The organism is Collimonas sp. OK607, from assembly GCF_900111995.1.
In the GTDB taxonomy this organism is placed as follows: domain Bacteria; phylum Pseudomonadota; class Gammaproteobacteria; order Burkholderiales; family Burkholderiaceae_D; genus Collimonas.
Genome location: NZ_FOKF01000003.1, coordinates 89485 through 111250 on the forward strand (window position 1 = coordinate 89485; position 21766 = coordinate 111250).

Genomic DNA, 21766 nt, shown 5'->3' on the forward strand with positions numbered 1-21766 from the left:
CATCGTGGTCGATCCCTTGGCCACTCCCTGAACTCACGAGGCAGTCATGACCACCGATTTTTCCAGTACCGCTGACTCTGCGCGAACGCATCTTGATACCGGACCATTGTCATGGGTGATGAGCGAAATTCGCGAGGCGCTGAATCAGTCAGGTAACGCCTTGTCCCAAGCGACTGGCGCTACCAGCGACGATCACGCCACCGCCATCCGCCATGCCAAAACCTATTTGCACCAGGCGCACGGCGCTTTGCAGATGGTCGACATCGACGGCGTCATCATCATCACCGAAACCATTGAAGACATACTCGAGCGTGCCGAGTCAGGCCAGGCCGAACTGAATCAGCAGCATGTGCAGGTTATCGGCAACGCCTATCAGGCATTGATCGAATACCTGGATGAAGTATTGGCGGGCGGCAGCCATCAGCCGGTGCGTTTGTTCCCTTACTATCAGGCGTTGCTGGAGATCCGCGGCGCTGAAAGAATCCACCCGGCCGATCTGTTTTTCCCTGACCTGACCATTCGCCCCCACTTTCCTGTGGCGGAGCAGGTTGCGGCAGTCGACGCCGAAGTTTACCTGCCGTTGCGCAAGCGCTTCGAGCGCGCACTGCTGCCATTCCTGAAAAGCGCCGACAAGGCGGTCGAGCTGGAAAACGCCGCAGCCATGCAAGTGGTAGTGACGGAAGTCGAGCAAATGCAGCGCAACCAGCAGTCGCGCGCATTCTGGTGGGTGATGCACGGCTTCTCGGAAGCGGTTGCTAACGACCAGATATCCAACGAACTCTACGTTAAACAATTATTTGCCCGTATTAACCTGCAGTTGCGACGTCTGAGCCAGGGCTCGTCGAGTATCTCGGAACGGTTGTTGCGGGACGCCCTGTTTTTTATCGCCGGCGTTGAACAAGCCTCCAAGCTGGCAAACCAGATTCGCGTTGCTTATCGCTTGAACGGCCTGGTGCCGGCCGACTACAACATCCGCCACTACGGTCAGATCAGCCTGGATGCATTGGGCACTGCCAAAGATCGCCTGAACCAAGCCAAGAATATGTGGGACCGGCTCGCCAGCGGCGATGCCAGCCCGGCAGCTGCTTTCGAACAGGAAATGCATGGTTTGAGCGAAGCCGGCAGCCAGCTCAACTCGCCATCGCTGTCGAAGCTGCTGCGCGAACTCAATGGCATAGCGCGGCACGCTGCACATTCGCGGCCAGGCGATGCGATCTGCATGGAAATCGCCACCAGCCTGTTGTTCATTGAAAATACGCTGAACCACATCAGCCGCCTGCCGGAGAATTTTTCCGAGCGCGCCGATGCGATGACTGCGCGGCTGTTGTCGGTGGTGTCCGGTGAGAAGCTGGGCAAACCGGCGCAATGGATTGACGATATCTATCGTGAAGCGCAGCAGCGCCAGACCGTCAAAATGCTGGCCTCTGAAATGTTGTCCAGCTTGCGCCAGGTCGAAAAAATGCTGGACGAATTTTTCAACGATCCGGAACGGCGTGAGGTATTAACCCAGATCGAACAAGTGCTGCATCAGATTCAAGGCGCACTGGCGATCCAGGAACAGAGCGACGCCATGCGTGTGGTCGAACACACGCGCAGCACCCTGCAGCGTTTTGCGGCTGAAGGCAGTGATGTTGTTCCAGAACAAAAAGAGTTTGAACAGATTGCGCAAAACATCGGCGCGCTCAGCTTCTTTATAGAAACTTTGCAGCACCAGTCGGATACGCAAAACAATCATTTTACTTTTGATGAAGCCGCTGGCGTGTTCCGCATCAACCTGCTGGAACGGCGTGCCATGGTGGCGGCGCCGCTACCCGATCCGATAGTGCCTTCATCTGCTGGCGATAGCCATGCGATTGTGGCAAACACGGTCGTTGGCGATAGCTTGCCGTCCTTGCCCGAGTTGGCAACCGTAGAAGATGAGTTGTTGCAGCATCAGCAGCAATCTGCGGAACTGGCGTTGTCGCTGACCGCGCAGCCGAATGATCCTGAACTGCAGGAAAAATTGAAAGAGTCGCTGGTGCAGATGCGGGTTGACGCGGCGTTGAGCGACAATCCGGAAGCTACCGATCGGGCCCAGGCCGCCATCGATATCCTCGATCACCCGGATTTTACCGGCTCGCAGCAATCGATGGCAGACATTGTCACCACCATTGTGCCGCTACACACGGCAGAAGTTGCCGCCGCCGCACCGGTGGCCGCGATTGCAGTAAGCGACGAGGAGGCTGATGCCGAACTGCGTGAGATTTTTTTGTCCGAAGCGGACGAGGTCCTGACGAATGCCAGGAATACCTTGCCGCTGCTGCACGACGCACCCCATAAGCAAGAGCCTTTAACCGTACTACGCCGTGCTTTTCATACCCTGAAGGGTAGTGGCCGCATGATCGGCTTGAACGCTTTCGGCGAAGCTGCCTGGAGCGTTGAACAGGTATTGAATTTGTGGTTGTCCGAATCGCGCGCAGTAAGCGACGATCTGAATGCCTTGCTGGACCACGCTGTGACGCAGTTGGATGGTTGGGTAAAAGAGATTCAGCAGCACGGACAGTCGCAACAGACGCCGGATGCCTTGGCTGAAGCTGCTGCAAGAGTTCGCGACGGCGGGGCATTTGCGGAGACAGTACCGGTTCACGCTTCGGCTTTGTTGGCCGCGCCAGAGGAATTGCATGAGTTCGGTGATTTGCCGGATGTGCCGCTCCAGGCCGAGGAAATCCAGCTGACCGACGACGATCTGGCTTTCTTTAGCGCCGCGCATGCTACAGATTCAGTTGACCTTGAGCAGGCGCCATTGCCGGAGATTCTGTCTGAAGATCATGTTGAAGCAATTGCGGAGCCTGCGGTTATCGAGGCAACGCCAGAACATCAGGCCGAGCCGGTCAGCGCCGAGGTAATCGCTTTTCCTGGCATGCAGGAAATTCGCCATGATGACAGCACCAAGCAAATTGGCGATTTGACTATCAGCCTGCCGCTCTACAATATTTATCTGGCCGAGACCGATCAGCTGGTACGCCATCTGTCGCACGATTTTGCCGAATGGCGGCATGAGCCGGAGCGGCCGGTGTTGACCCAGTCGGTGCATGCGGCGCATTCGCTGGCCGGTAGTTCCGCCACGGTCGGCTTCAAGCCTTTGCAGGAAGTGGCGCATGCGCTGGAGATGGCGCTGCAACGGATGGCGCTGCAGCCAGGCAGCCTGCACGGATCCGATTACGACACCCTCCAGCTCAGCGTTGAGCGAGTCAAATGGATGTTGCAGCAATTTACGCAAGGCGACATGCCGTATTACGAACCGGCCCTGGTTAGCAGCCTGGACAGTTTGTGGCAAGGCCAGGAATCGCGTGGCGTAGAAGCAGAGACGCTGCAAGAGCCTGCCGCCGAGACCATCGCGCATATCGATGTGGCGGAAGCGCCGCAAGTAAATGCGGTACGTGAGTCCGAACCGGTAGTTGCGAGCCATTTCGGATCACTCACCGAACCAGGCGAAGTACAACCGGCACAACCGGTACAACCGATATCGATCGCGCCGGTTTTGTCAGTTACACCGCAGCATCCTGTTGCGGCAGTGCCCCATTTGTTCGATGCTGCGACGGAGGAGATCGATCCTGCGTTAGTGGTCCGGGATGAACTGGATCCCGACTTGTTGCCGGTGTTTCTGGAAGAGGGTAGCGACATGTTGCCGCAAATCGGCAGTGCATTGCGCAGCTGGCAGCAGAACCCGTCTGACGTCAAACCGTCGCAAGCAATCCTGCGCCATCTGCACACCATCAAGGGCAGCGCCCGCATGGCTGGAGCGATGGTGCTTGGCCAGCATATGCACGAGATGGAAAGCCATATCGAGGTGGTTCTGCAGGCGGGTGCATCTTCCCGCCAGACCATCGATGAATTGCTGAGTCACTATGACCGCGGCGCGCAGATGTTCGAGAATCTGCGCAATCCGCAAGCGCAGCAGCCGGTGCCAGCGGCACCAGTTGCTTCAGTTGAGTCTGGCGCGACGCCAGAAGCGCATTCGGCTGTCAATTTACCTAGCGTAATGCCGTCGCTGGCCCCCGGTGTGGCGCCGGTGCCTGCAGTGACCAGCGCCACCGGGCTGGTGTCGCAGGTGCGTGTCAATGCCGACGTGCTGGACCGGCTGGTGAATCAGGCCGGTGAAGTGTCGATTACACGTTCGCGGCTCGAATCGGGTATCGGTACCTTGCAGATGTCTCTGTCAGAACTGACTGAAAACGTCGACCGCTTGCGCAGCCAGTTGCGGGAAATCGAAATCCAGGCAGAAGCGCAGATCAGTTCACGCATGACGCTGGCCGGCGAGCGCGAATTCGATCCGCTTGAATTCGACCGTTTTACCCGCTTGCAGGAACTGACGCGGATGATGGCCGAGAGCGTCAACGACGTCGCCTCGCTGCAAAAAAATCTGACCATTACGGTAGATGGCGCCAACACCGACTTGTTGACGCAACGTCGCCTGACACGTGATCTGCAACAGGATCTGATGCATGTGCGTATGGTGCAGTTTGCGAGTATCGCCGAGCGTTTGTATCGATTGACGCGCCAGGTCGCCAAAGAACTGGATAAACGGGTCAACCTGGATATCCGCGGCAGCAACGTTGAAATCGACCGCAGTGTGCTGGAAAAAATGATCGGTCCGTTCGAGCATTTGCTGCGTAATGCGATCGTTCACGGGATTGAGTCCCGTGAAGCGCGGCGCGCCGCCGGCAAAAGCGAAACCGGCGAGTTGAGACTCGAAATCCGTCAGGACGGCAATGAAATTCTGATTCAATTGTCGGATGACGGCCAGGGTTTGAACCTGCAGCGTATTCGCGACAAGGCGCGCACGATCGGCTTGCTGGAAAGCGATCAGCAGATAACCGACCTGGAAACCACCGACCTGATTTTCCGCCCTGGATTTTCGACCGCGGCGGATGTCACGGAACTGGCTGGCCGCGGTGTCGGCATGGATGTGGTGCGCTCGGAAGCGGCTTCCCTGGGCGGCCGTGTTGCCGTCAGCAGCGATGCTGGCCAGGGTACGCATTTCACGATTCACTTGCCGTTGACACTGGCGGTTACCCAGGTGGTTCTGTTGACCACTGGCGGCAGCACCTATGCGGTGCCGTCGGCGCTGGTCGAACAGGTGCAGCAATTGAAGTCGAAGGCGCTGGCCGCGGCTTACAACGATGGCTCGCTGATCTGGCAAGGCCATAAGGTGCCGCTGCAGTATTTGTCGACCTTGCTGGGCGATGCCGAGATGGTGCCGGTGGCGCAGCAGTATTCACCTGTCATCATTTTGCGCAGCGGCAATGACCGGGTCGCGCTGCATGTGGATGAAATCATCGGCAACCGAGAAGTCGTGGTCAAGAATATCGGCCCGCAACTGTCGCGGATGATCGGGATTGCCGGCGCTACCGTACTCGGCTCGGGCGATATCGTGCTGATCTTGAATCCGGTGCCGTTGGCGCAGCGGCAGCTGCAACATGCATCGCAAGAACTGCGGGCGCCGCGGCAGTCGGATATGGCTACCCATGATGTAATGGGTGCCGTGGCGGAAATGGGCAGCAGCGCCGAGCATGGCGTCTTGCAGACAGCGCAGGTTGCTCAGGCCGTGCAAGGTTTGCGCAGCCAGAGTGTGGTGATGGTCGTCGACGATTCTCTGACCGTGCGACGGGTGACTCAGCGTTTGCTGTCGCGTGAAGGTTACCAGGTCGTGTTGGCCAAAGACGGTGTCGACGCGCTGGAGCAACTGCAAGCGATTACACCTGACGTGATGCTGGTGGATATTGAAATGCCGCGTATGGATGGTTTCGATTTGAGCCGCAATATCCGTAACGACGAACGCACCCGTCATATCCCTATCATCATGATTACTTCACGTACGGCGGCTAAACATCGCAGCTACGCGATGGAGCTGGGCGTCAACGAGTATCTGGGCAAGCCGTATCAGGAAGATGAATTGATCAGCACCATCAAGTCATATATCAGTAAAGAAGCTAGTACCCTGCAATAACAATTTGTGCGCGTGCGTGGACGAGATGATTTCCACTCACGCGCCTAATTCCATAGGCGGGCACAAGTGCCCACCCACCCTGCCAAAGCGGCTTTAGCGCATTCAAAAATGTTGACGTCCTCCCCGCCCTAAACGACGGGGATTCCTACTGCTAGCGTCGCACGTCCGCGACGGAGAATGTTCCTGGCGGCATTCACGTCGCGGTCGTGATGGGTGCCGCATTCCTTGCAAGTCCATTCTCTTATGCCAAGATCTTTCAGACCTTTCGGTCCGCTGCGCGTTTTGCACACAGAACAGTCTTGGGTGGAATACGCTTCATTGACCTCTTCGAACCATACCCCTGCACCAATGCATTTGTAATTGAGCATGGTTCGGAATTGTGACCAGCCGGCATCCAGGACAGACTTCGCCATCGTGGTTTTTGCCAGACCGCTCGCATTCACATTGCCAATGAAGATGGCACCGCTCTGCTCCACCAGGGCGGTGCTCAGTTTGTGCTGATAATCCTTACGTCTGTTTTTGATCTTGGCGTGGATCGCCCGGGTCAGTTTTTTTTTCTTTGCACGCTGCGCCACAGCTAGGCGATGTTCAGCCAAGCGGTAGAACTGCTGGCAATCTTCTTTCTTGCCATCAGAGAAGGCGGCGAACTCTTTCAAGCCCAGATCAATACCGATCATTTTGGTGGCAGTCGATACGGTCTTCTTCACTTTGACCGTGATATTGATGTACCAGCGCCCGCGGGCGTCTTCCGCAATCGATCCGGCACCCAACGCGTATTGGGAAAGGCCGTAGCTGTCCCACAGGGACAGTGGCGCGTCGATCCCTGACATCTTGAGCTGGCCATTTCGATATTGCAGCGCAGAGGCTTTAAACGGGATCCAGCCGAGCGACCGGCGAGATCCTTTGGAGACGCGCCAACGCAGCTTCACCTTTTTGAATTGTTTGCGCCGAACGGCGAACTCTTCGGAGATTGCCTGGATGGTTTGGGAGTGCAACGGAACACCGGCTTTGCTGGCGCCCTTGGTGTATTTGGCGAAATCAAATCCGGACATGAAATGCCGCTCGCGTTGCCACACCTTATAACTGAGTTCGTTGCAGTAATTCCAGACCTGGTTTGCCCAAAAAGATTTCTCCCTCAAGATGGCAGCGTGCTTGTCCTTCAGCCTGAGCCGAATAACACGTACAACCTCATCTGATGGAGAAGAATCTTTTGCCATGGAATATTGAATTGCTGTATGAATGCACAGTATCATGGAGCGAAAGAAAAATGCAAGGAGGCTGTCGCTTCCGCGCTTTTATCCCCAACCTGAAGGACGGGATTTTACGCGCAACCTGATAAAATGCGTCTATGGCTAAGCTCGATACAACTCCGGAAGATTCTCCCGTGCCCAAGAGCGGCGCGAAGGCGGACGCGGATTCGCCGTCCCTGAATCTGACAAATCATTTCCTTATTGCAATGCCCTCCATGCTGGATCCCGTTTTCGGCGGGACCGTGGTCTATTTGTGTGAACATAATGCCAATGGTGCACTCGGCGTGGTAATCAACAAACCGACCGATATGACCATGCAGGTGTTATTCGACCGTATCGATCTGAAGCTTGAGATCAGTCCCGCAGCGAGCGGGCTGGATTTCGACGATCCGATGGCCGAACGGCCAGTAATGTTTGGCGGTCCGGTCCAGGTCGAGCGCGGTTTTGTACTGCATATGCCGGTCAAACAGTATTCATCAACACTGACAGTGACTGATCAGATTGCCATGACCACCTCCAAAGATGTGCTGGAGGAAGTCGCTCATGGCAACGGGCCGCAGCGGATCCTGGTCAGCCTGGGATGTTCCGGCTGGAGCGCCGGCCAGCTGGAAAGTGAAATTGTCCGTAACGGCTGGCTGACCGTGGCAGCCGATCCCGCCATCATTTTTGAATTGCCGATTGCCGAACGTTTTGCCGCAGCAGTCAATCTGCTGGGCATTTCACCCTATATGCTGACTGCGGAATCCGGACGTGCGTGAGTTGCCGGAGTGGCAAAATGACCCGCTTGGGAGCCTGGCATGACTGGCTTGGCCGGCACCGTGCTGGGTTTCGATTTCGGCCTTAAGCGTATCGGCGTGGCTGTTGGTAATACCGTGCTGAAACAGGCGCAACCGTTGCAGGTAATCAGTGCGGCTACCAATGACGGCAAGTTTGCCGAAATCGCGGTGCTGATCAAGGAATGGCAGCCGGTCCTGTGCGTAGTAGGCTTGCCCCTGCATCCTGATGGCGCAACCCATGAAATGACTGTCCGCTGCCAGCGCTTCGCCAACCAGTTGCATGGCCGCTATGATGTTGCCACGGTGCTGGTGGATGAGCGCTACTCGTCTGCCGTGATCAGGCAGCAGCGCGGAGAAGTGATTGACGACCAGGCTGCAGCCATTATTCTGCAACAGTATTTTGACGATTTATCTGAATGATTTTGTTCTGATTTTGCGATGAAGATGCAATGACTACAAACACTCCCCAATTCGATGCCGAAGCACTGTATCAAGTGCTTGAGGCGAAAGTAAAAGCAGCGTTGGCGCAGGTCGACAATGTTGCCATAGTCGGTATTTATTCAGGCGGCGCATGGATCGCCGAACGCCTGGTCGCGGCCTTGCAATTGAATCCGGGCGAACGCCTTGGCTTTATCGACGTATCGTTCTATCGCGACGACTTTTCCGAAAAAGGCTTGCGTAGCGATATCAAGCCGACCCAGCTCCCGTTCGATGTCAACGGCGCCACGATCCTGCTGGTGGACGACGTGTTGTATACCGGGCGCACCACGCGCGCAGCGATCAACGAACTGTTCGATTACGGCCGCCCTGCAAAAATCATGCTGGCGGCGCTGATCGACCGCGGCGAGCGAGACCTGCCGGTGGCAGCCGATTTTGTCGCCGATGCGGTCACGCTGCAACCGGGCCAATCCCTACAACTTCAACGCGCCGACGACGGCAGCTTTTCCCTGATGGTGCACTCTAATGCTTAATCCCCAACTGAATAAAAACGGCGAACTGCAACATCTGTTGACCATAGAAGGATTGCCGACTTCGGTGGTGACCCACATCCTGGATACAGCATCGTCATTTGTCGGCGTTAGCGATCGCGACGTAAAAAAAGTCCCGCTGATGCGTGGTAAAAGCGTATTCAACCTTTTTTTTGAAAATTCGACCCGCACCCGCACCACTTTCGAGATCGCCTCGAAGCGCTTGTCGGCCGACGTCATCAACCTGAATATCTCCGCCTCCAGCGCCAGCAAGGGTGAATCGCTACTGGATACGATCGACAATCTGTCGGCGATGCATGCCGACATGTTCGTAGTGCGCCACGCCCAATCCGGCGCGCCGTACCTGATCGCCAAGCACCTTACCGATACTAAACAGCACCACGTCCACGTGGTGAATGCAGGCGATGGCCGTCATGCGCATCCGACCCAGGGCTTGCTGGACATGTACACGATCCGGCATTACAAGAAGGATTTCAGCAATCTGACGGTAGCGATTGTCGGTGACATCCTGCATAGCCGGGTTGCGCGTTCAGACATCCACGGATTGACAACCTTGGGCGTGCCGGAAGTGCGCGCCATCGGACCGCGCACTTTGCTGCCGAGCGGCCTGGAACAAATGGGCGTGCGCGTATTCACCGACATGAACGAAGGTTTGAAGGGCGTTGACGTGATCATCATGCTGCGCTTGCAGAATGAGCGCATGAGCGGGGCGCTGCTGCCATCGGCCCAAGAATTTTTCAAGAGTTATGGTTTAACACCGGAGCGTCTGGCACTGGCCAAGCCGGATGCGATTGTGATGCATCCGGGGCCGATGAACCGTGGCGTGGAAATCGACTCCGCAGTTGCCGACGGTGCACAGGCTGTGATTCTGCCGCAGGTGACATTTGGCATCGCGGTGCGGATGGCGGTAATGAGCATTCTGGCAGGGAATTGAAATAAGCGCGTATAAGCCCGCGTTGCGTCCAGGCGCCTGCAAAAATTGCAACACCGATTTTTTTACCGTCTATGCGACAAGCAGCCCGAACTAACCGGGGTCAGAGTCAAGTTTCGCGATAAAGCCTGCGAAAGTTGACTCTGACACCAGTTCACTATGTCGTCGGTTCGCATCTGCATGTCGTTACTCGTACGTGCTTTTATCCAGACAATTATTTATTGAATCGCCATAACATTTACAGATGAAACTTCACATCAAAAACGGCCGTCTGATCGACCCCGCAAACAATATCGACGCGCAGCAGGATCTGTTTATTGCAGCAGGCAAGATCGTCGGCGTTGGCGCCGCCCCCGCCGATTTTTCTGCTAATAAAACGATTGATGCCAGCGGCCTGGTGGTGACACCGGGCCTGGTCGACCTGAGTGCGCGTCTGCGTGAGCCTGGCTACGAATACAAGGCTACGCTGGAATCGGAAATGCAGGCCGCCATGCAAGGTGGCGTCACCAGCCTGGTATGCCCGCCGGACACCGATCCGGTGCTGGATGAGCCGGGCCTGGTGGAAATGCTGAAGCATCGCGCCAAAAGCCTGAACCAGGCGCACGTCTATCCGCTGGGTGCGTTGACAGTCGGACTCAAGGGCAAGGAACTGACTGAAATGGCAGAGCTGACCGATGCCGGCTGTATCGGTTTCGCCCAGGCCGAAGAGCCGATTCTGGACACCACCGTGCTGCTGCGTGCCTTGCAATACGCGCGGACCTTTGACTACACCGTCTGGCTGCGTCCGCAAGATCCTTATCTGGGGCTTGGCGGGATTGCGCATAGCGGCGCGGTTGCTTCGCGGCTCGGGTTGTCGGGCGTACCGACCATGGCAGAAACGATTCGCCTGCATACCATTTTTGAACTGGTGCGCGCGACCGGCGCCCGTGTGCATCTATGCCGGATTTCTTCGGCACCGGGTTTGGAGTTGATCAGGAACGCCAAAAAAGAAGGCTTGCCGATCAGCTGCGACGTCGGCGCCCATCACATCCACATGACGGATGTCGATATCGGTTTCTTCGATTCCAACGCAAGAATGACGCCACCGTTCCGTTCGCAACGCGATCGCGATGCAATTCGGCAGGCGCTGCTGGATGGCACCATCGATGCAATCTGTTCCGACCATACACCGGTCGACGATGATGAAAAATTGCTGCCGTTCGGCGAAGCAACGCCCGGCGCCACTGGTCTCGAACTGCTGCTGTCGCTAGCTTTGAAATGGGCGGAGGAATGCGTGTCTCCGGCGCAGGAAAGACTCAGTCGGGCAGTAGCAAAAATCACCACTGATGCAGCACGTGTAGCCGGCTTGCCAGCCGGCCAGCTGAAGGTTGGCAGTATTGCCGATATCTGCATTTTCGATCCGGCCGTGCGCTGGAAAGTAGAGGCCAAAGAGTTGGCCAGCCAGGGCAAGCACACACCGTTTCTCGGGTATGAACTGAGCGGAAGGGTGAAGACCACGATTGTGGCCGGTCATATAGCATTCGAACGTGTATGAGCGGCTTGCGTTTGATACGGGTGCTGATGCATCTGGTTGTCGGCCTGTGGACTTGCGCGGTCGTGTTTCCGCTGATCGATATGGCGGGGCGGCAGTTGCGCATACGGCGTTGGTCGGTTGAGCTGCTGGCAATCTGCCGCGTCCGCGTCACGCTAAGCAATCCGCAAAATAGCGTGGCAGCAGCACGCGCCCTGATCGTTGCCAATCACGTGTCGTGGCTGGATATCTTTGTCATCAACTCGATCCAGACTTGCCAGTTCGTGGGCAAGTCGGATATCCGCGACTGGCCCTTGCTCGGCTGGTTGTGTGAAAAAGGCGGCACGATTTTTATCGCGCGCGGCAAGCAGCGTGATGTACGGCGCATATTCCAGGGCCTGGTGACAAGTATTGAAGCTGGCGCCAGGGTCGCCTTCTTCCCCGAAGGAACCACGGCGGCACAGGGCTCAATCCTGCCTTTTCACGCCAATCTGTTCGAGGCCGCGCTCGATGCGAAAGTACCGGTCCAGCCATACGCCTTGCGTTATCTGGATCAACACGGAGCGCTGCATCCTGCCGCGGACTTCATCGGCGACATGACATTTGCCCAAAGCATGCTGGCGATTCTGAAAGCGCCTCCCATGCGAGCCGAGCTGATTCAATTGGCGCCTATCGACACGACCGGATTACATCGTCGCGACCTGGCCGTTATCGCCCGTGCCTCGATTGCAGAGGCATTGGGCGTGACGGAAAAAGAAGCGGTCGGGACCTGAAGTTTTATCCCGGCCGTTGCGCCTGCGGGCAGCTGACCTGAAGCAGCATGCGATCGGCCAGCCGAACCGCAGTCAGTTTGCCACCCCATACGCAGCCGGTATCGAGGCCAATCAAATTCGGTCTGAGCACCAATCCCAGGGTTGACCAATGTCCGTGCACCACGGTGACGTCCTGGGTTTGCCGTTGCGGCACATCGAACCACGGCAAATAACCTGGCATCGATGTGCCAGTGCTTTCCTTGGCAGCCAATTCCATAGTGCCATCTTCGGTGCAAAAGCGCAGGCGGGTCAGAGCGTTGACGATACAGCGCAAGCGGTCGTTGCCGTGTAGCGCGTCGTCCCAGCGCGCCGGCTGGTTGCCATACATTTCACGCAAAAACTCCACCCAATGCGGACCGCGCAGCACGCTTTCAACTTCTTGCGCCAACGACACCGTTTTAGCCGCAGACCATTGTGGCAACGCGCCGGCGTGTACAAATAAATGGTCGTCTTCCAGCAATGCCAGCGGGCACTGTCTCAGCCAGTCGAGTAACTCGTCGCGATCGGGGGCGTTGAGAATTTCATCCAATGTGTCGCTGCGATGGAGTTTGCGGATGCCATGTGCTGCGGCCAGCAAATGTAGATCGTGATTGCCGAGCAGGGCTTGTGCGCGATCGCCGAGTGAGCGGATCAATCTGAGAGTTGCCAGTGACTGTGGGCCGCGGTTGACCAGGTCGCCGACGAAGATCAGGCGCGCGTCGGGGGTGGTTGCATCGATGCGTTTCAGGAGATCCAGCAGGCTTTGGTGGCAGCCTTGCAAGTCGCCGATGGCAAATAATGTGGTGCTGATGGATGTCATATTTTGTAGCGATTGCAACAATTGAGGTTCGTTATTGTAGATCGCCTGCCTGGCTTTTTAGTCGCCAATGGTATTTTGTTTTTTAGGCAAGTATTAAATTAATGTCGTGCTTGAGGGGGCCGGGCTGGGGCACTTCCTCTATTTGTATTTGTCTGAAACTAATCAAGAGGCAACTATTGTCAGGTTGTTGTTTTGCAACAAAATGTTACATGGCTTACCAATATGTGCCGGGTTAAAGGCCGTTAAATGTTGTTTAGGTAACTTATATTAGCCGCCAATAGTGGATAATGTCGGGTTACGCGAGAATTTGGTCATTTCGAAGAGGCGCGCAACAACTAGCGCTCGCGACGCATGGTCTTCAGAACTCTATTTTTAGGACATATACATGATTTTTATTACTGGCGGAGCTGGATTTATCGGTTCCAATTTCGTACTCGACTGGTTGTCGCAAAATGACGAGCCGGTGATTAATTTCGATAAGCTTACTTACGCTGGGAACATGAATAATCTGGCGAGCGTTCGCCAGGATCCGCGTCATATTTTTGTGCAGGGCGATATCGGCGATACTGCACAGGTTGCCGCTCTTCTAGCGCAATACAAGCCGCGCGCGATTGTCCATTTTGCTGCAGAAAGTCATGTCGATCGTTCCATACACGGACCAGCGGCTTTTGTGGAAACCAATGTCAACGGCACTTTCGGACTGCTGGAAGCTACCCGATCCTATTGGAGTGCCCTGCCAGATGCGGAAAAAGCAGCCTTCCGTTTTCTGCACGTATCAACCGACGAGGTCTACGGCACGCTGGGGCCCACTGACGCACCGTTCACGGAAAGCACTCAGTACGCACCTAACAGTCCATATTCGGCATCGAAAGCAGCCTCGGATCACCTGGTCCGCTCCTACCACCATACCTATGGTTTGCCGACGCTGACCACCAATTGCTCCAATAACTACGGTTCTTACCACTTCCCGGAAAAACTAATCCCGCTGATCATCACCAATGCTCGCGCAGGCAAGCCATTGCCGATATACGGCGACGGACAGCAAGTGCGCGATTGGCTATACGTTAGTGATCATTGCGCCGCGATTCGTCGCGTGTTGGAAGCCGGCAAGCCTGGCGAGGTCTATAACATTGGCGGCTGGAACGAGAAAGCCAATCTGGATGTGGTGCATACCTTGTGCGACATCCTCGATGAACTGGATCCAAAATCGGCCGGCAGCTATCGCGATCAAATTACCTACGTCACCGATCGCCCCGGCCATGACCGCCGTTACGCCATTGATGCTCGCAAGATCGAACGTGAGTTGGGCTGGAAGCCGGTAGAAACTTTCGATACCGGCATTCGCAAGACAGTACAGTGGTATCTGGCCAATCAGGATTGGGTAAGCAATGTCCAGTCCGGCGATTATTTGAAATGGGTAGAGAAAAACTACGAGCAGCGCCAAAATTCGGTGGAGGTCAAGTGATGACAGCGCCTACATTGCAAAGCCGCAAGGGAATTATCCTGGCGGGTGGCTCCGGTACTCGACTGTACCCTGTCACCATGGCAGTTTCAAAACAACTGCTGCCAGTGTACGACAAGCCGATGATCTACTATCCGCTGACGACACTGATGTTGGCCGGCATACGGGAAATCCTGATTATTTCGACGCCGCAGGATACACCACGCTTCAAAGAGTTGCTGGGTGACGGGCGGCAATGGGGGATAGAGTTAAGCTACGCAGTTCAGCCAACTCCGGATGGCCTGGCCCAAGCGTTCATCATCGGCCGTGAATTCGTCGGCGACTCACCGTCCGCCTTGATTCTGGGCGACAACATCTATTACGGCCACGATTTCGAGAGCCAGTTACGCGAAGCATCGGCGCGCACTGAAGGCTCCACCGTATTTGCCTATCACGTCCATGATCCGGAACGCTACGGCGTGGTCGAGTTTAATGACCAGCGACGAGCGGTAAGTATCGAAGAAAAGCCTGCGCAGCCGAAATCCCACTACGCCGTAACCGGACTCTATTTCTATGACAGCGACGTGTGCGATATCGCGGCCGGCATCAAGCCGTCGCCGCGAGGCGAGCTCGAGATTACCGATGTCAATCGCGTCTATCTGGAGCAGCATCGTTTGAATGTCGAGTTGATGGGGCGAGGCATGGCTTGGCTGGATACCGGCACGCACGAATCATTGCTGGAAGCAGGGCAGTTCATTGCCACGATCGAGAATCGCCAAGGCCTGAAAGTCGCTTGTCCAGAAGAAATTGCCTATCGCAAGGGTTACATCAGCGCTGAGCAACTGGAGCAATTGGCGCAACCGCTGAAGAAAAACGGGTATGGCCAATATTTGTTGGGCTTACTAAAAGATAAGGTATTTTAAACATGCAAGTACAAACCACGAATATTCCTGAAGTATTGATTTTCGAGCCGAAGGTTTTCGGTGACGATCGGGGTTTCTTTTACGAAAGCTTTAACGAACGCCGTTTCAATGAGCTAACTGGTCTCAAGGCTAGCTTCGTTCAGGATAATCACTCCAAATCCGCTAAGAATGTCCTGCGAGGCTTGCATTATCAGATTCGTCAGCCGCAAGGTAAGTTGGTGCGCGTGGTTGCCGGAGAGGTGTTTGATGTTGCGGTTGATGTGCGTAAAAGTTCGCCAACTTTCGGCCACTGGGTCGGCGTAACGCTGTCGGCTGAAAACAAGCGTCAATTGTGGATTCCCGAAGGATTTGCGCATGGTTTTGTCGTTACTAGCGAGTCTGCGGAATTCCTTTATAAAACTACTGATTACTGGGCACCTGAATTTGAGCGCAGTATTCTTTGGAACGATCCTGCGATTGCCATAAGTTGGCCGGTTCACGACGCGCCTCTATTGTCCGGAAAAGATCAAGAGGCTAAATTATTGGCAGATGCGGAGGTATTTGAATGAGAATTTTGCTTACCGGGAAAACTGGCCAAGTTGGTTATGAATTGGAGCGTAGTCTGCAAGGTTTGGGGGAAATCATTGCTCTTGACCGTAGCCAGATGGATTTGTCGAACCTGCACCAGGTGCGCGAGGTAATTCGTCAGATAAAACCCGCACTGATCATCAATCCGGCAGCCTACACTGCTGTCGATAAAGCTGAAAGCGAGCCTGAGCTTGCGATGTGTATTAATGGAGATGCTCCTGCGGTTATGGCGGAGGAGGCCAAAAAGCTTGGTGCAGCAATGATTCATTACTCTACGGATTATGTATTCGATGGTACCAAGATTGGCGCCTATACGGAAGATGATAAGACCTGTCCTATCAATGTTTATGGGAAAACGAAGCTCGCAGGTGAACAAGCTATTCAAGCTGTTGGCATCCCACATTTGATCTTGCGCACTAGTTGGGTCTATGGAATGCGGGGTAAGAATTTTTTGCTAACAGTATTGCGGTTAGCGCAAGAGCGCGACGAACTGCGTATTGTTGCAGACCAGCATGGCTCACCGACATGGTGCCGTACTATAGCGGAAACCACGGCTCATATCGTGGCACAACTGAACTCCTCGTATTCGGTGGCGATATCCCATGACGAAGCAAGTCATAAATTGCAAGATTCATGGCAAGACTGCTCAGGACTGTATCATCTTAGTGCTCAAGGTCAAACAACCTGGCACGGATTTACTCAAGCAGTCATTAATCATCCAACTGTTCCCAAAAAACCGATAGTCATCCCAATCACAACTCAAGACTATCCGCTACCCGCGAAGCGTCCGGGAAATTCGGTATTGAGCTGCGAACGACTAATGAGTGCATTCGGCAGTTTGCCGAGCTGGGAAAATGCGCTCAAGTTGTGTCAAGAATAATTTCTGTTTCTGAGCCTGTTCTCACGATACTTGATTCTGAGCAGGCTCGCCCGATTGAAATTCCTAGCTGATGCCTCGAATTTTAATAAACGGTATTGATATCAATTGGCGAGATCGATTAGTTAAATGGACTAATTGATTAGAAATTATATACAGTTGGTTATTGTTTTTTAATCTTAAATAATTGATTTTTATTGAATCATAATTCTTCCAATAAAGTCAATTATTTAAAGAAATGAGAAGAGTAGAAATTGTTAGTTTACCGGAATTTTAATGTCAATTAAGAAAAATACAATTTGGAATCTCGCTGGCACCGGAGCACCACTATTGGTGGGCATATTTTCAATTCCATATTTGATGAGTGAGTTGGGTGTTGAAGCCTTTGGAATATTGACTCTCGTTTGGGCTCTTATAGGTTATTTCAGTCTATTTGATTTTGGGTTGGGCCGTGCACTTACTCAAAAAGTAGCGTCACAGCGTGCACTAGGAATAACTCATGAACTGCCTCAGCTGATTAAAGCAGGTTTGGTATTTACCATTGCTGCCGGGATAATTGGCGGAATTATATTGGCATTGTTAGCTGCGCCTCTAGGGTACTCATGGTTAAATGTGAGCATTTTGTTGCGAAAAAATGCCGTGTATTCCTTGGCAATTGCAGCAATTGGCATACCTTTGACCACAATTACGACTGGCTTGCGAGGTGTGTTAGAAGGATATGAGGATTTTAAAAAAATAAACCTTTTGAAGATGTTACTGGGTGTCGCAAATTTTGGACTGCCAGTGATAAGCATAATCGTATTTGGTCCAGTGCTTGAAATTGCTGTGGCAAGTTTAGTATTTGCCCGTTTATTAAATATGGTATTACACATTTATCCCATTAAAGAAAAATTGGGCTGGACATGGATAAGCGCAAAAACTAGCTATGCGCATGTTCGTGATCTGTGGCAGTTTGGGATATGGATGACTATATCAAATATAATTAGTCCTTTAATGGTTACTGCAGATCGGTTTCTAATTTCTGCAATTATTGGTGCCGCCTCTGTTGCTTACTATACTGTGCCGTTCGATGCTTTGATAAGAGTATTAATTATTCCCGGAGCATTAACTGCAGCTTTATTTCCGAGATTGTCGTCTTTAATTTCAACTGATATAGTTGTGGCAAATATCTTATATAAAAGATCTGTTTTAATTGTTGTGAAAGTCATGATACCCGTTTGTTTGATCATTGCATTAGGATCATATTTGGGTCTGTCATTATGGTTGGGAGTAGATTTTGCAAAAAAATCGTGGATGTTAACCTCGATTCTGGCTTTTGGAATCTTATTCAACGGCATTGCACAAATACCATTTGCTGTAATTCAAGCATCTGGAAATGTCCGGACAACGGCTCTAATCCATTTTTTTGAATTAATTGCATATGTGCCCTTGTTACTTATTGCATTGAAATTTTTTGGTTTGTTGGGGGCCGCAGGTATTTGGGTGCTACGGGTTGGGATGGATTTATTTATTTTGCAAAGCGTCGCAAAAAGTACTTTGAGAAAATGAAACAAAATGGTTCGTAATATTGCAATTGGATTCGTGATATACAATCCGGGAAATGGTTTATTAAGCCGAATTCAGATGGCACTGGAGCTTGGATATGATATCTATATATATGATAATTCACCGCAAGAAGAAAGTGTTAGAAAATTTTGTGATGAAAAAGGAAAAATAAAGTATCTTACCGGCGGAAAAAATCTCGGTTTAGGACTAGGAGTTTCATCTGTCTGCGCCCAAGCATATTTTGAGAATAATTCAGGTTTAGTTTTTTTTGATCAAGATACGATATTTAATAAAGATACATTAGAGTGTATCGAAAATTATTTTTGTGATCATTCTGAATTAGAATTGACGCATAGCGCGGTAGTATTTAATTCAAAAAAATCTAAAGAAAAAAATGAGCAGAATTGCTTCAAAGATGTGCCTCTAGCGATTAATAGTGGCAGCCTATTTTATTTAAAAAATCTAAAAAAATTAAATTGGCATAATGAGAAATATTTCGTTGATTGTGTAGATTATGAATTCTGTTTCCGATCAAAAAGAGGAGGGTTGAGGATTGGTGAGTATTCTTGCACTCCAGGATTTGATCACGTTACAGAGCAGGGCGATAAGAAGTATAAAATATTTGGCAAATATTACTCTATGCGGGCTTATTCATATTCGCGAATATTGGATGCATCCATTTCAAGTTTAAGATTGATAGGAACCACATTAAGCTCTGGCGATATTAAGTTTTCCGGACATATTATAAAATTCTTACTTATCTACATAATATTTCAAGCAAGTGTGAGATTTTTAAATTCGGTTGATGAAAAAAAGGCATGATGATGACCATTTTAGAGAACGAAAAGTATGCGGTTTTTACAGTTTGCAACTTGGCATATTTGCCGAAAGCATTAGCTCTGGCTGAATCATTATTGCGATACGAACAAAAGAAATTAAAAATATATCTGATTGATAGAAAATGTGATGTTGCACTTCCGGATAGACTAGCGGATTTTATTTGGATCGAAGATGTCGGGGTGCAGGAACTATACGAACTTGCGTTTAAATACGATATTACCGAATTTAGCACTTCTGTTAAACCGTTTATTTCTCTCCAATTATTGAAAGTATTCGACAAGGTCATTTTTCTAGATCCTGATACATGTGTTTACCATTCTCTCGCCCCGATTTTATCGGATCTTGAAAAATATCCTATTGTACTAACACCGCACTATACGAAACCGCATGATAATACGTGGCAAAATAGCGATGTAGGAATGATGCGGTTCGGTTCGTTCAATTTAGGTTTTTTTGCTATAACTAAATCAGATGAAGGCTTGAGCTTTTTGCAATGGTGGAGTGATCGTTGTTTTCGGTTTTGTTATTTTGAGGCGCAATTTGGTTTGTCTACGGATCAAAAATGGGTAAGCATAGCGCCTTGCTTTTTCAAAAATCTTTATGTTTCATTTAATTTGGGATATAACGTCGCCTTTTGGAATTTGCAAGAAAGAGATATTTCGATAGACACGAGTGGTTTATATCTCGTTAATGAGGAATATCCCCTCATATTTTTTCATTTTAGTTCTTTTGATGAAAAAAATCCGGATCTTTTAAGTAGAAGTACTTTCTTCGCGAAAGGCAAGAGCGGCAAGGATTTATTGGCGTTAAGTGCTTCCTACAAAGCCGCGCTCGACAGAAATACTACCGATGCATCAAAGACAAAATATGGTTTTGATTTTATGTCAAATGGAGATTATATTTCTCCAACTCTTCGTCGTGCATATGCGAGTGTCTCTCAAGAACTGCCGTGTGGCCATGACCCATTTGATTCAAATGGACCCGTAGGTAAATTTGCAAGGAAAAATTTTCTTTTGGAAAAAAAACCCGTTGCATATAAATCCAGCAGTTATGCGGACATTGGCAAGCATAAAGCAAAATTTTCCTTCATTAACATTTCTATGCGCTTAATCTTGAGAATATTGGGACCGAATCGCTTTGCTAATTTCGCTAGACTGCTTGTTTATCTTTCAAGTTACAGACAAAATCGCGATATGTGGAAAATATAGATTGAGAACGACTATGAATTTTGAATGAATTAAAATGAATCAAATTGGAAATTCAAAGCTGAAGAGTGGCATTTCAATGCTATCTGCATTTTCTATATATATTCTTTGGCTTGCAGCTGTTTTTGATCCAACGGGATGGATCTACGGGTTGCGATATGTGGCCCTGGGCTGTGTTCTTTTTGTGTTAGCCATTAATTTTTTTTTCAATGGGCCTGTGCTAAGAATTCATCGTCCCTATATTTCTTTATTTTTTTTCTTTGTGTACTGTCTTCCTTTCTATGGTATGACAGTTGCGTTCATTAGAGGAGGATTGTGGGAGGGGAATTTTATTGATACCTCTTATTTGGTTGGAGGTATCTATTTTGCATGTTCGCTAATTTATTTTAGTAATGAAAATTTAAGTGTTGCTTTTAGAGCTCATATTTTTTCGCTTCGTTGTTTGAGCTTAATTATTATTTTGGCTCTGATCTTCTTGCTTGCAAATTTGCCATTAGACTGGATTTATTTTTTTGTCGTTGGCGGAGCAGCCTTTTTGGGTGAAAGAAATTATGGCGGAATAAATTTTTATTACATTTATTTCATCGCCTCACCAATGATTATGTTCCTATTGGCACATGAGGCATGGGTTTTTTTTGAAAAACCATCTTTGAGGAAATTCTTGCTTTTGATGCTGCCAGTGATCGCACTATTTTTGTCCGGAACACGGGCAAATATGTTGATTTCGGTCGTAGGTATTTTCCTGGTCTTTTTTTGGCGGCGATATAAATTTATGTCGTTGCTCTATTTTTTAGGTTTGTTATTTTTGTTTTTTATTGGAATATCTATATTTGATTTTAATGTGGTTGCCGATATGTTAAATTCAGCTGATGCCAGTAACGCTATAAAAATTGGTTACTTGAATTCATATTTCGAGATATTTCTTGATCCAGCTACTCTTTTATTTGGGCAAGGATTTAATGCGCATGTATGGTCACAGCCATTTTCTAGCATGCTTGAAGAGGGTGCAAGTAAAACAGAGTTAACTTATTTTGAGTTTCTCAGAGTATTTGGAATGGTAGGGGTAATGGCTTTTGTTGCGATAATTTATCGTCTGTTCTCTAGTATTCGTGCTGCGCCTCAAAATTATCAGTGGCTAGCGCCAGGATTGCTATTATATTTATTCGTTTCGGCGACAAATCCATATATATTTTCTTCAAACGGAATGTTGTTGATTGGTCTCGCAGCTGTTGCCGTTTCCAGATGTTCCAGCCAGAGAAATTCTAATTTCAATATAAAGCAGTAATGATTTTTGTAAAATTTTTGCAATGAA

At 50.9% G+C, this 21766-nt stretch carries 17 protein-coding genes; 15 read left to right on the forward strand and 2 right to left on the reverse strand.

The features are described from left to right. Positions 1 to 46 precede the first annotated feature (46 nt). Positions 47 to 5989: a hybrid sensor histidine kinase/response regulator gene (locus BM029_RS03695; protein ID WP_092432746.1), complete on the forward strand. Its 5943-nt coding sequence runs from the start codon at positions 47 to 49 to the stop codon at positions 5987 to 5989. Positions 5990 to 6117: 128 nt separating this feature from the next. Here the strand turns inward: BM029_RS03695 and BM029_RS03700 are convergent, their stop codons facing one another. After that, positions 6118 to 7206 (reverse strand): RNA-guided endonuclease InsQ/TnpB family protein, encoded by a 1089-nt coding sequence (locus BM029_RS03700; RefSeq protein WP_092432748.1) that lies wholly within the window; start codon positions 7204 to 7206, stop codon positions 6118 to 6120. Between the two features lie 131 nt (positions 7207 to 7337). Here BM029_RS03700 and BM029_RS03705 point away from each other — a divergent pair, with 131 nt between their 5' ends. The 6 genes from BM029_RS03705 to BM029_RS03730 all read left to right on the forward strand — a co-directional run bounded on the left by BM029_RS03705 (position 7338) and on the right by BM029_RS03730 (position 12218). Next, on the forward strand, positions 7338 to 7997 hold the full coding sequence (locus tag BM029_RS03705; RefSeq protein WP_256381598.1) for a YqgE/AlgH family protein: 660 nt from the start codon (positions 7338 to 7340) through the stop codon (positions 7995 to 7997). A gap of 39 nt (positions 7998 to 8036) precedes the next feature. Further along, positions 8037 to 8435, forward strand: coding sequence for a Holliday junction resolvase RuvX (gene ruvX, locus BM029_RS03710; protein ID WP_092432750.1), 399 nt, complete (start codon positions 8037 to 8039; stop codon positions 8433 to 8435). A 29-nt stretch (positions 8436 to 8464) separates the two neighbouring features. Beyond that, positions 8465 to 8986: a bifunctional pyr operon transcriptional regulator/uracil phosphoribosyltransferase PyrR gene (gene pyrR, locus BM029_RS03715; protein ID WP_092414588.1), complete on the forward strand. Its 522-nt coding sequence runs from the start codon at positions 8465 to 8467 to the stop codon at positions 8984 to 8986. Beyond that, a complete protein-coding gene (locus tag BM029_RS03720) occupies positions 8979 to 9938 on the forward strand; it encodes an aspartate carbamoyltransferase catalytic subunit (protein WP_092432752.1) in 960 nt (319 codons plus the stop codon). The genes pyrR and BM029_RS03720 overlap by 8 nt, the downstream gene beginning before the upstream one ends. Before the next feature lie 241 nt (positions 9939 to 10179). Beyond that, complete coding sequence (locus tag BM029_RS03725; protein ID WP_092432754.1) at positions 10180 to 11469, forward strand: dihydroorotase; 1290 nt, start codon at positions 10180 to 10182, stop codon at positions 11467 to 11469. Next, complete coding sequence (locus BM029_RS03730) at positions 11466 to 12218, forward strand: lysophospholipid acyltransferase family protein (RefSeq protein WP_092432757.1); 753 nt, start codon at positions 11466 to 11468, stop codon at positions 12216 to 12218. The genes BM029_RS03725 and BM029_RS03730 overlap by 4 nt, the downstream gene beginning before the upstream one ends. A 4-nt stretch (positions 12219 to 12222) precedes the next feature. Here BM029_RS03730 and BM029_RS03735 read toward each other — a convergent pair whose 3' ends face one another. After that, complete coding sequence (locus BM029_RS03735) at positions 12223 to 13056, reverse strand: symmetrical bis(5'-nucleosyl)-tetraphosphatase (RefSeq protein WP_092432943.1); 834 nt, start codon at positions 13054 to 13056, stop codon at positions 12223 to 12225. A 385-nt stretch (positions 13057 to 13441) separates the two neighbouring features. Between BM029_RS03735 and rfbB the strand changes: the two genes are divergently transcribed. The 8 genes from rfbB (at position 13442) to BM029_RS03775 (ending at position 21739) form a co-directional block, all read left to right on the forward strand. After that, positions 13442 to 14521, forward strand: a complete 1080-nt coding sequence (gene rfbB / locus BM029_RS03740) for a dTDP-glucose 4,6-dehydratase (RefSeq protein ID WP_092432759.1) — start codon at positions 13442 to 13444, stop codon at positions 14519 to 14521. After that, complete coding sequence (rfbA, locus tag BM029_RS03745) at positions 14521 to 15420, forward strand: glucose-1-phosphate thymidylyltransferase RfbA (RefSeq protein WP_092432760.1); 900 nt, start codon at positions 14521 to 14523, stop codon at positions 15418 to 15420. The genes rfbB and rfbA overlap by 1 nt, the downstream gene beginning before the upstream one ends. A 2-nt stretch (positions 15421 to 15422) precedes the next feature. Further along, on the forward strand, positions 15423 to 15968 hold the full coding sequence (gene rfbC, locus BM029_RS03750) for a dTDP-4-dehydrorhamnose 3,5-epimerase (RefSeq protein ID WP_092432762.1): 546 nt from the start codon (positions 15423 to 15425) through the stop codon (positions 15966 to 15968). Beyond that, positions 15965 to 16867, forward strand: coding sequence for a dTDP-4-dehydrorhamnose reductase (gene rfbD, locus BM029_RS03755; RefSeq protein WP_092432764.1), 903 nt, complete (start codon positions 15965 to 15967; stop codon positions 16865 to 16867). Before rfbC ends, rfbD begins: the two co-directional genes overlap by 4 nt. Positions 16868 to 17140: 273 nt before the next feature. Further along, positions 17141 to 18412, forward strand: a complete 1272-nt coding sequence (locus BM029_RS03760; protein ID WP_092432765.1) for a flippase — start codon at positions 17141 to 17143, stop codon at positions 18410 to 18412. 6 nt (positions 18413 to 18418) lie between these two features. Beyond that, a complete protein-coding gene (locus BM029_RS03765) occupies positions 18419 to 19231 on the forward strand; it encodes a glycosyltransferase (protein WP_092432767.1) in 813 nt (270 codons plus the stop codon). After that, positions 19228 to 20457 (forward strand): glycosyltransferase family protein, encoded by a 1230-nt coding sequence (locus tag BM029_RS03770; protein ID WP_092432769.1) that lies wholly within the window; start codon positions 19228 to 19230, stop codon positions 20455 to 20457. Before BM029_RS03765 ends, BM029_RS03770 begins: the two co-directional genes overlap by 4 nt. Positions 20458 to 20491: 34 nt before the next feature. Further along, positions 20492 to 21739: a hypothetical protein gene (locus BM029_RS03775; protein WP_092432771.1), complete on the forward strand. Its 1248-nt coding sequence runs from the start codon at positions 20492 to 20494 to the stop codon at positions 21737 to 21739. The last annotated feature ends 27 nt before the right edge of the window (positions 21740 to 21766 follow it).

What these genes read in the sequence shown, in the direction of transcription:
- BM029_RS03695 (WP_092432746.1), top strand. Translation starts at nt 47, where the DNA reads ATGACCACCGATTTTTCCAGTACCGCTGACTCTGCGCGAACGCATCTT.
- BM029_RS03700 (WP_092432748.1), bottom strand. Translation starts at nt 7,206, where the DNA reads ATGGCAAAAGATTCTTCTCCATCAGATGAGGTTGTACGTGTTATTCGG.
- BM029_RS03705 (WP_256381598.1), top strand. Translation starts at nt 7,338, where the DNA reads ATGGCTAAGCTCGATACAACTCCGGAAGATTCTCCCGTGCCCAAGAGC.
- ruvX (WP_092432750.1), top strand. Translation starts at nt 8,037, where the DNA reads ATGACTGGCTTGGCCGGCACCGTGCTGGGTTTCGATTTCGGCCTTAAG.
- pyrR (WP_092414588.1), top strand. Translation starts at nt 8,465, where the DNA reads ATGACTACAAACACTCCCCAATTCGATGCCGAAGCACTGTATCAAGTG.
- BM029_RS03720 (WP_092432752.1), top strand. Translation starts at nt 8,979, where the DNA reads ATGCTTAATCCCCAACTGAATAAAAACGGCGAACTGCAACATCTGTTG.
- BM029_RS03725 (WP_092432754.1), top strand. Translation starts at nt 10,180, where the DNA reads ATGAAACTTCACATCAAAAACGGCCGTCTGATCGACCCCGCAAACAAT.
- BM029_RS03730 (WP_092432757.1), top strand. Translation starts at nt 11,466, where the DNA reads ATGAGCGGCTTGCGTTTGATACGGGTGCTGATGCATCTGGTTGTCGGC.
- BM029_RS03735 (WP_092432943.1), bottom strand. Translation starts at nt 13,056, where the DNA reads ATGACATCCATCAGCACCACATTATTTGCCATCGGCGACTTGCAAGGC.
- rfbB (WP_092432759.1), top strand. Translation starts at nt 13,442, where the DNA reads ATGATTTTTATTACTGGCGGAGCTGGATTTATCGGTTCCAATTTCGTA.
- rfbA (WP_092432760.1), top strand. Translation starts at nt 14,521, where the DNA reads ATGACAGCGCCTACATTGCAAAGCCGCAAGGGAATTATCCTGGCGGGT.
- rfbC (WP_092432762.1), top strand. Translation starts at nt 15,423, where the DNA reads ATGCAAGTACAAACCACGAATATTCCTGAAGTATTGATTTTCGAGCCG.
- rfbD (WP_092432764.1), top strand. Translation starts at nt 15,965, where the DNA reads ATGAGAATTTTGCTTACCGGGAAAACTGGCCAAGTTGGTTATGAATTG.
- BM029_RS03760 (WP_092432765.1), top strand. Translation starts at nt 17,141, where the DNA reads ATGTCAATTAAGAAAAATACAATTTGGAATCTCGCTGGCACCGGAGCA.
- BM029_RS03765 (WP_092432767.1), top strand. Translation starts at nt 18,419, where the DNA reads ATGGTTCGTAATATTGCAATTGGATTCGTGATATACAATCCGGGAAAT.
- BM029_RS03770 (WP_092432769.1), top strand. Translation starts at nt 19,228, where the DNA reads ATGATGATGACCATTTTAGAGAACGAAAAGTATGCGGTTTTTACAGTT.
- BM029_RS03775 (WP_092432771.1), top strand. Translation starts at nt 20,492, where the DNA reads ATGAATCAAATTGGAAATTCAAAGCTGAAGAGTGGCATTTCAATGCTA.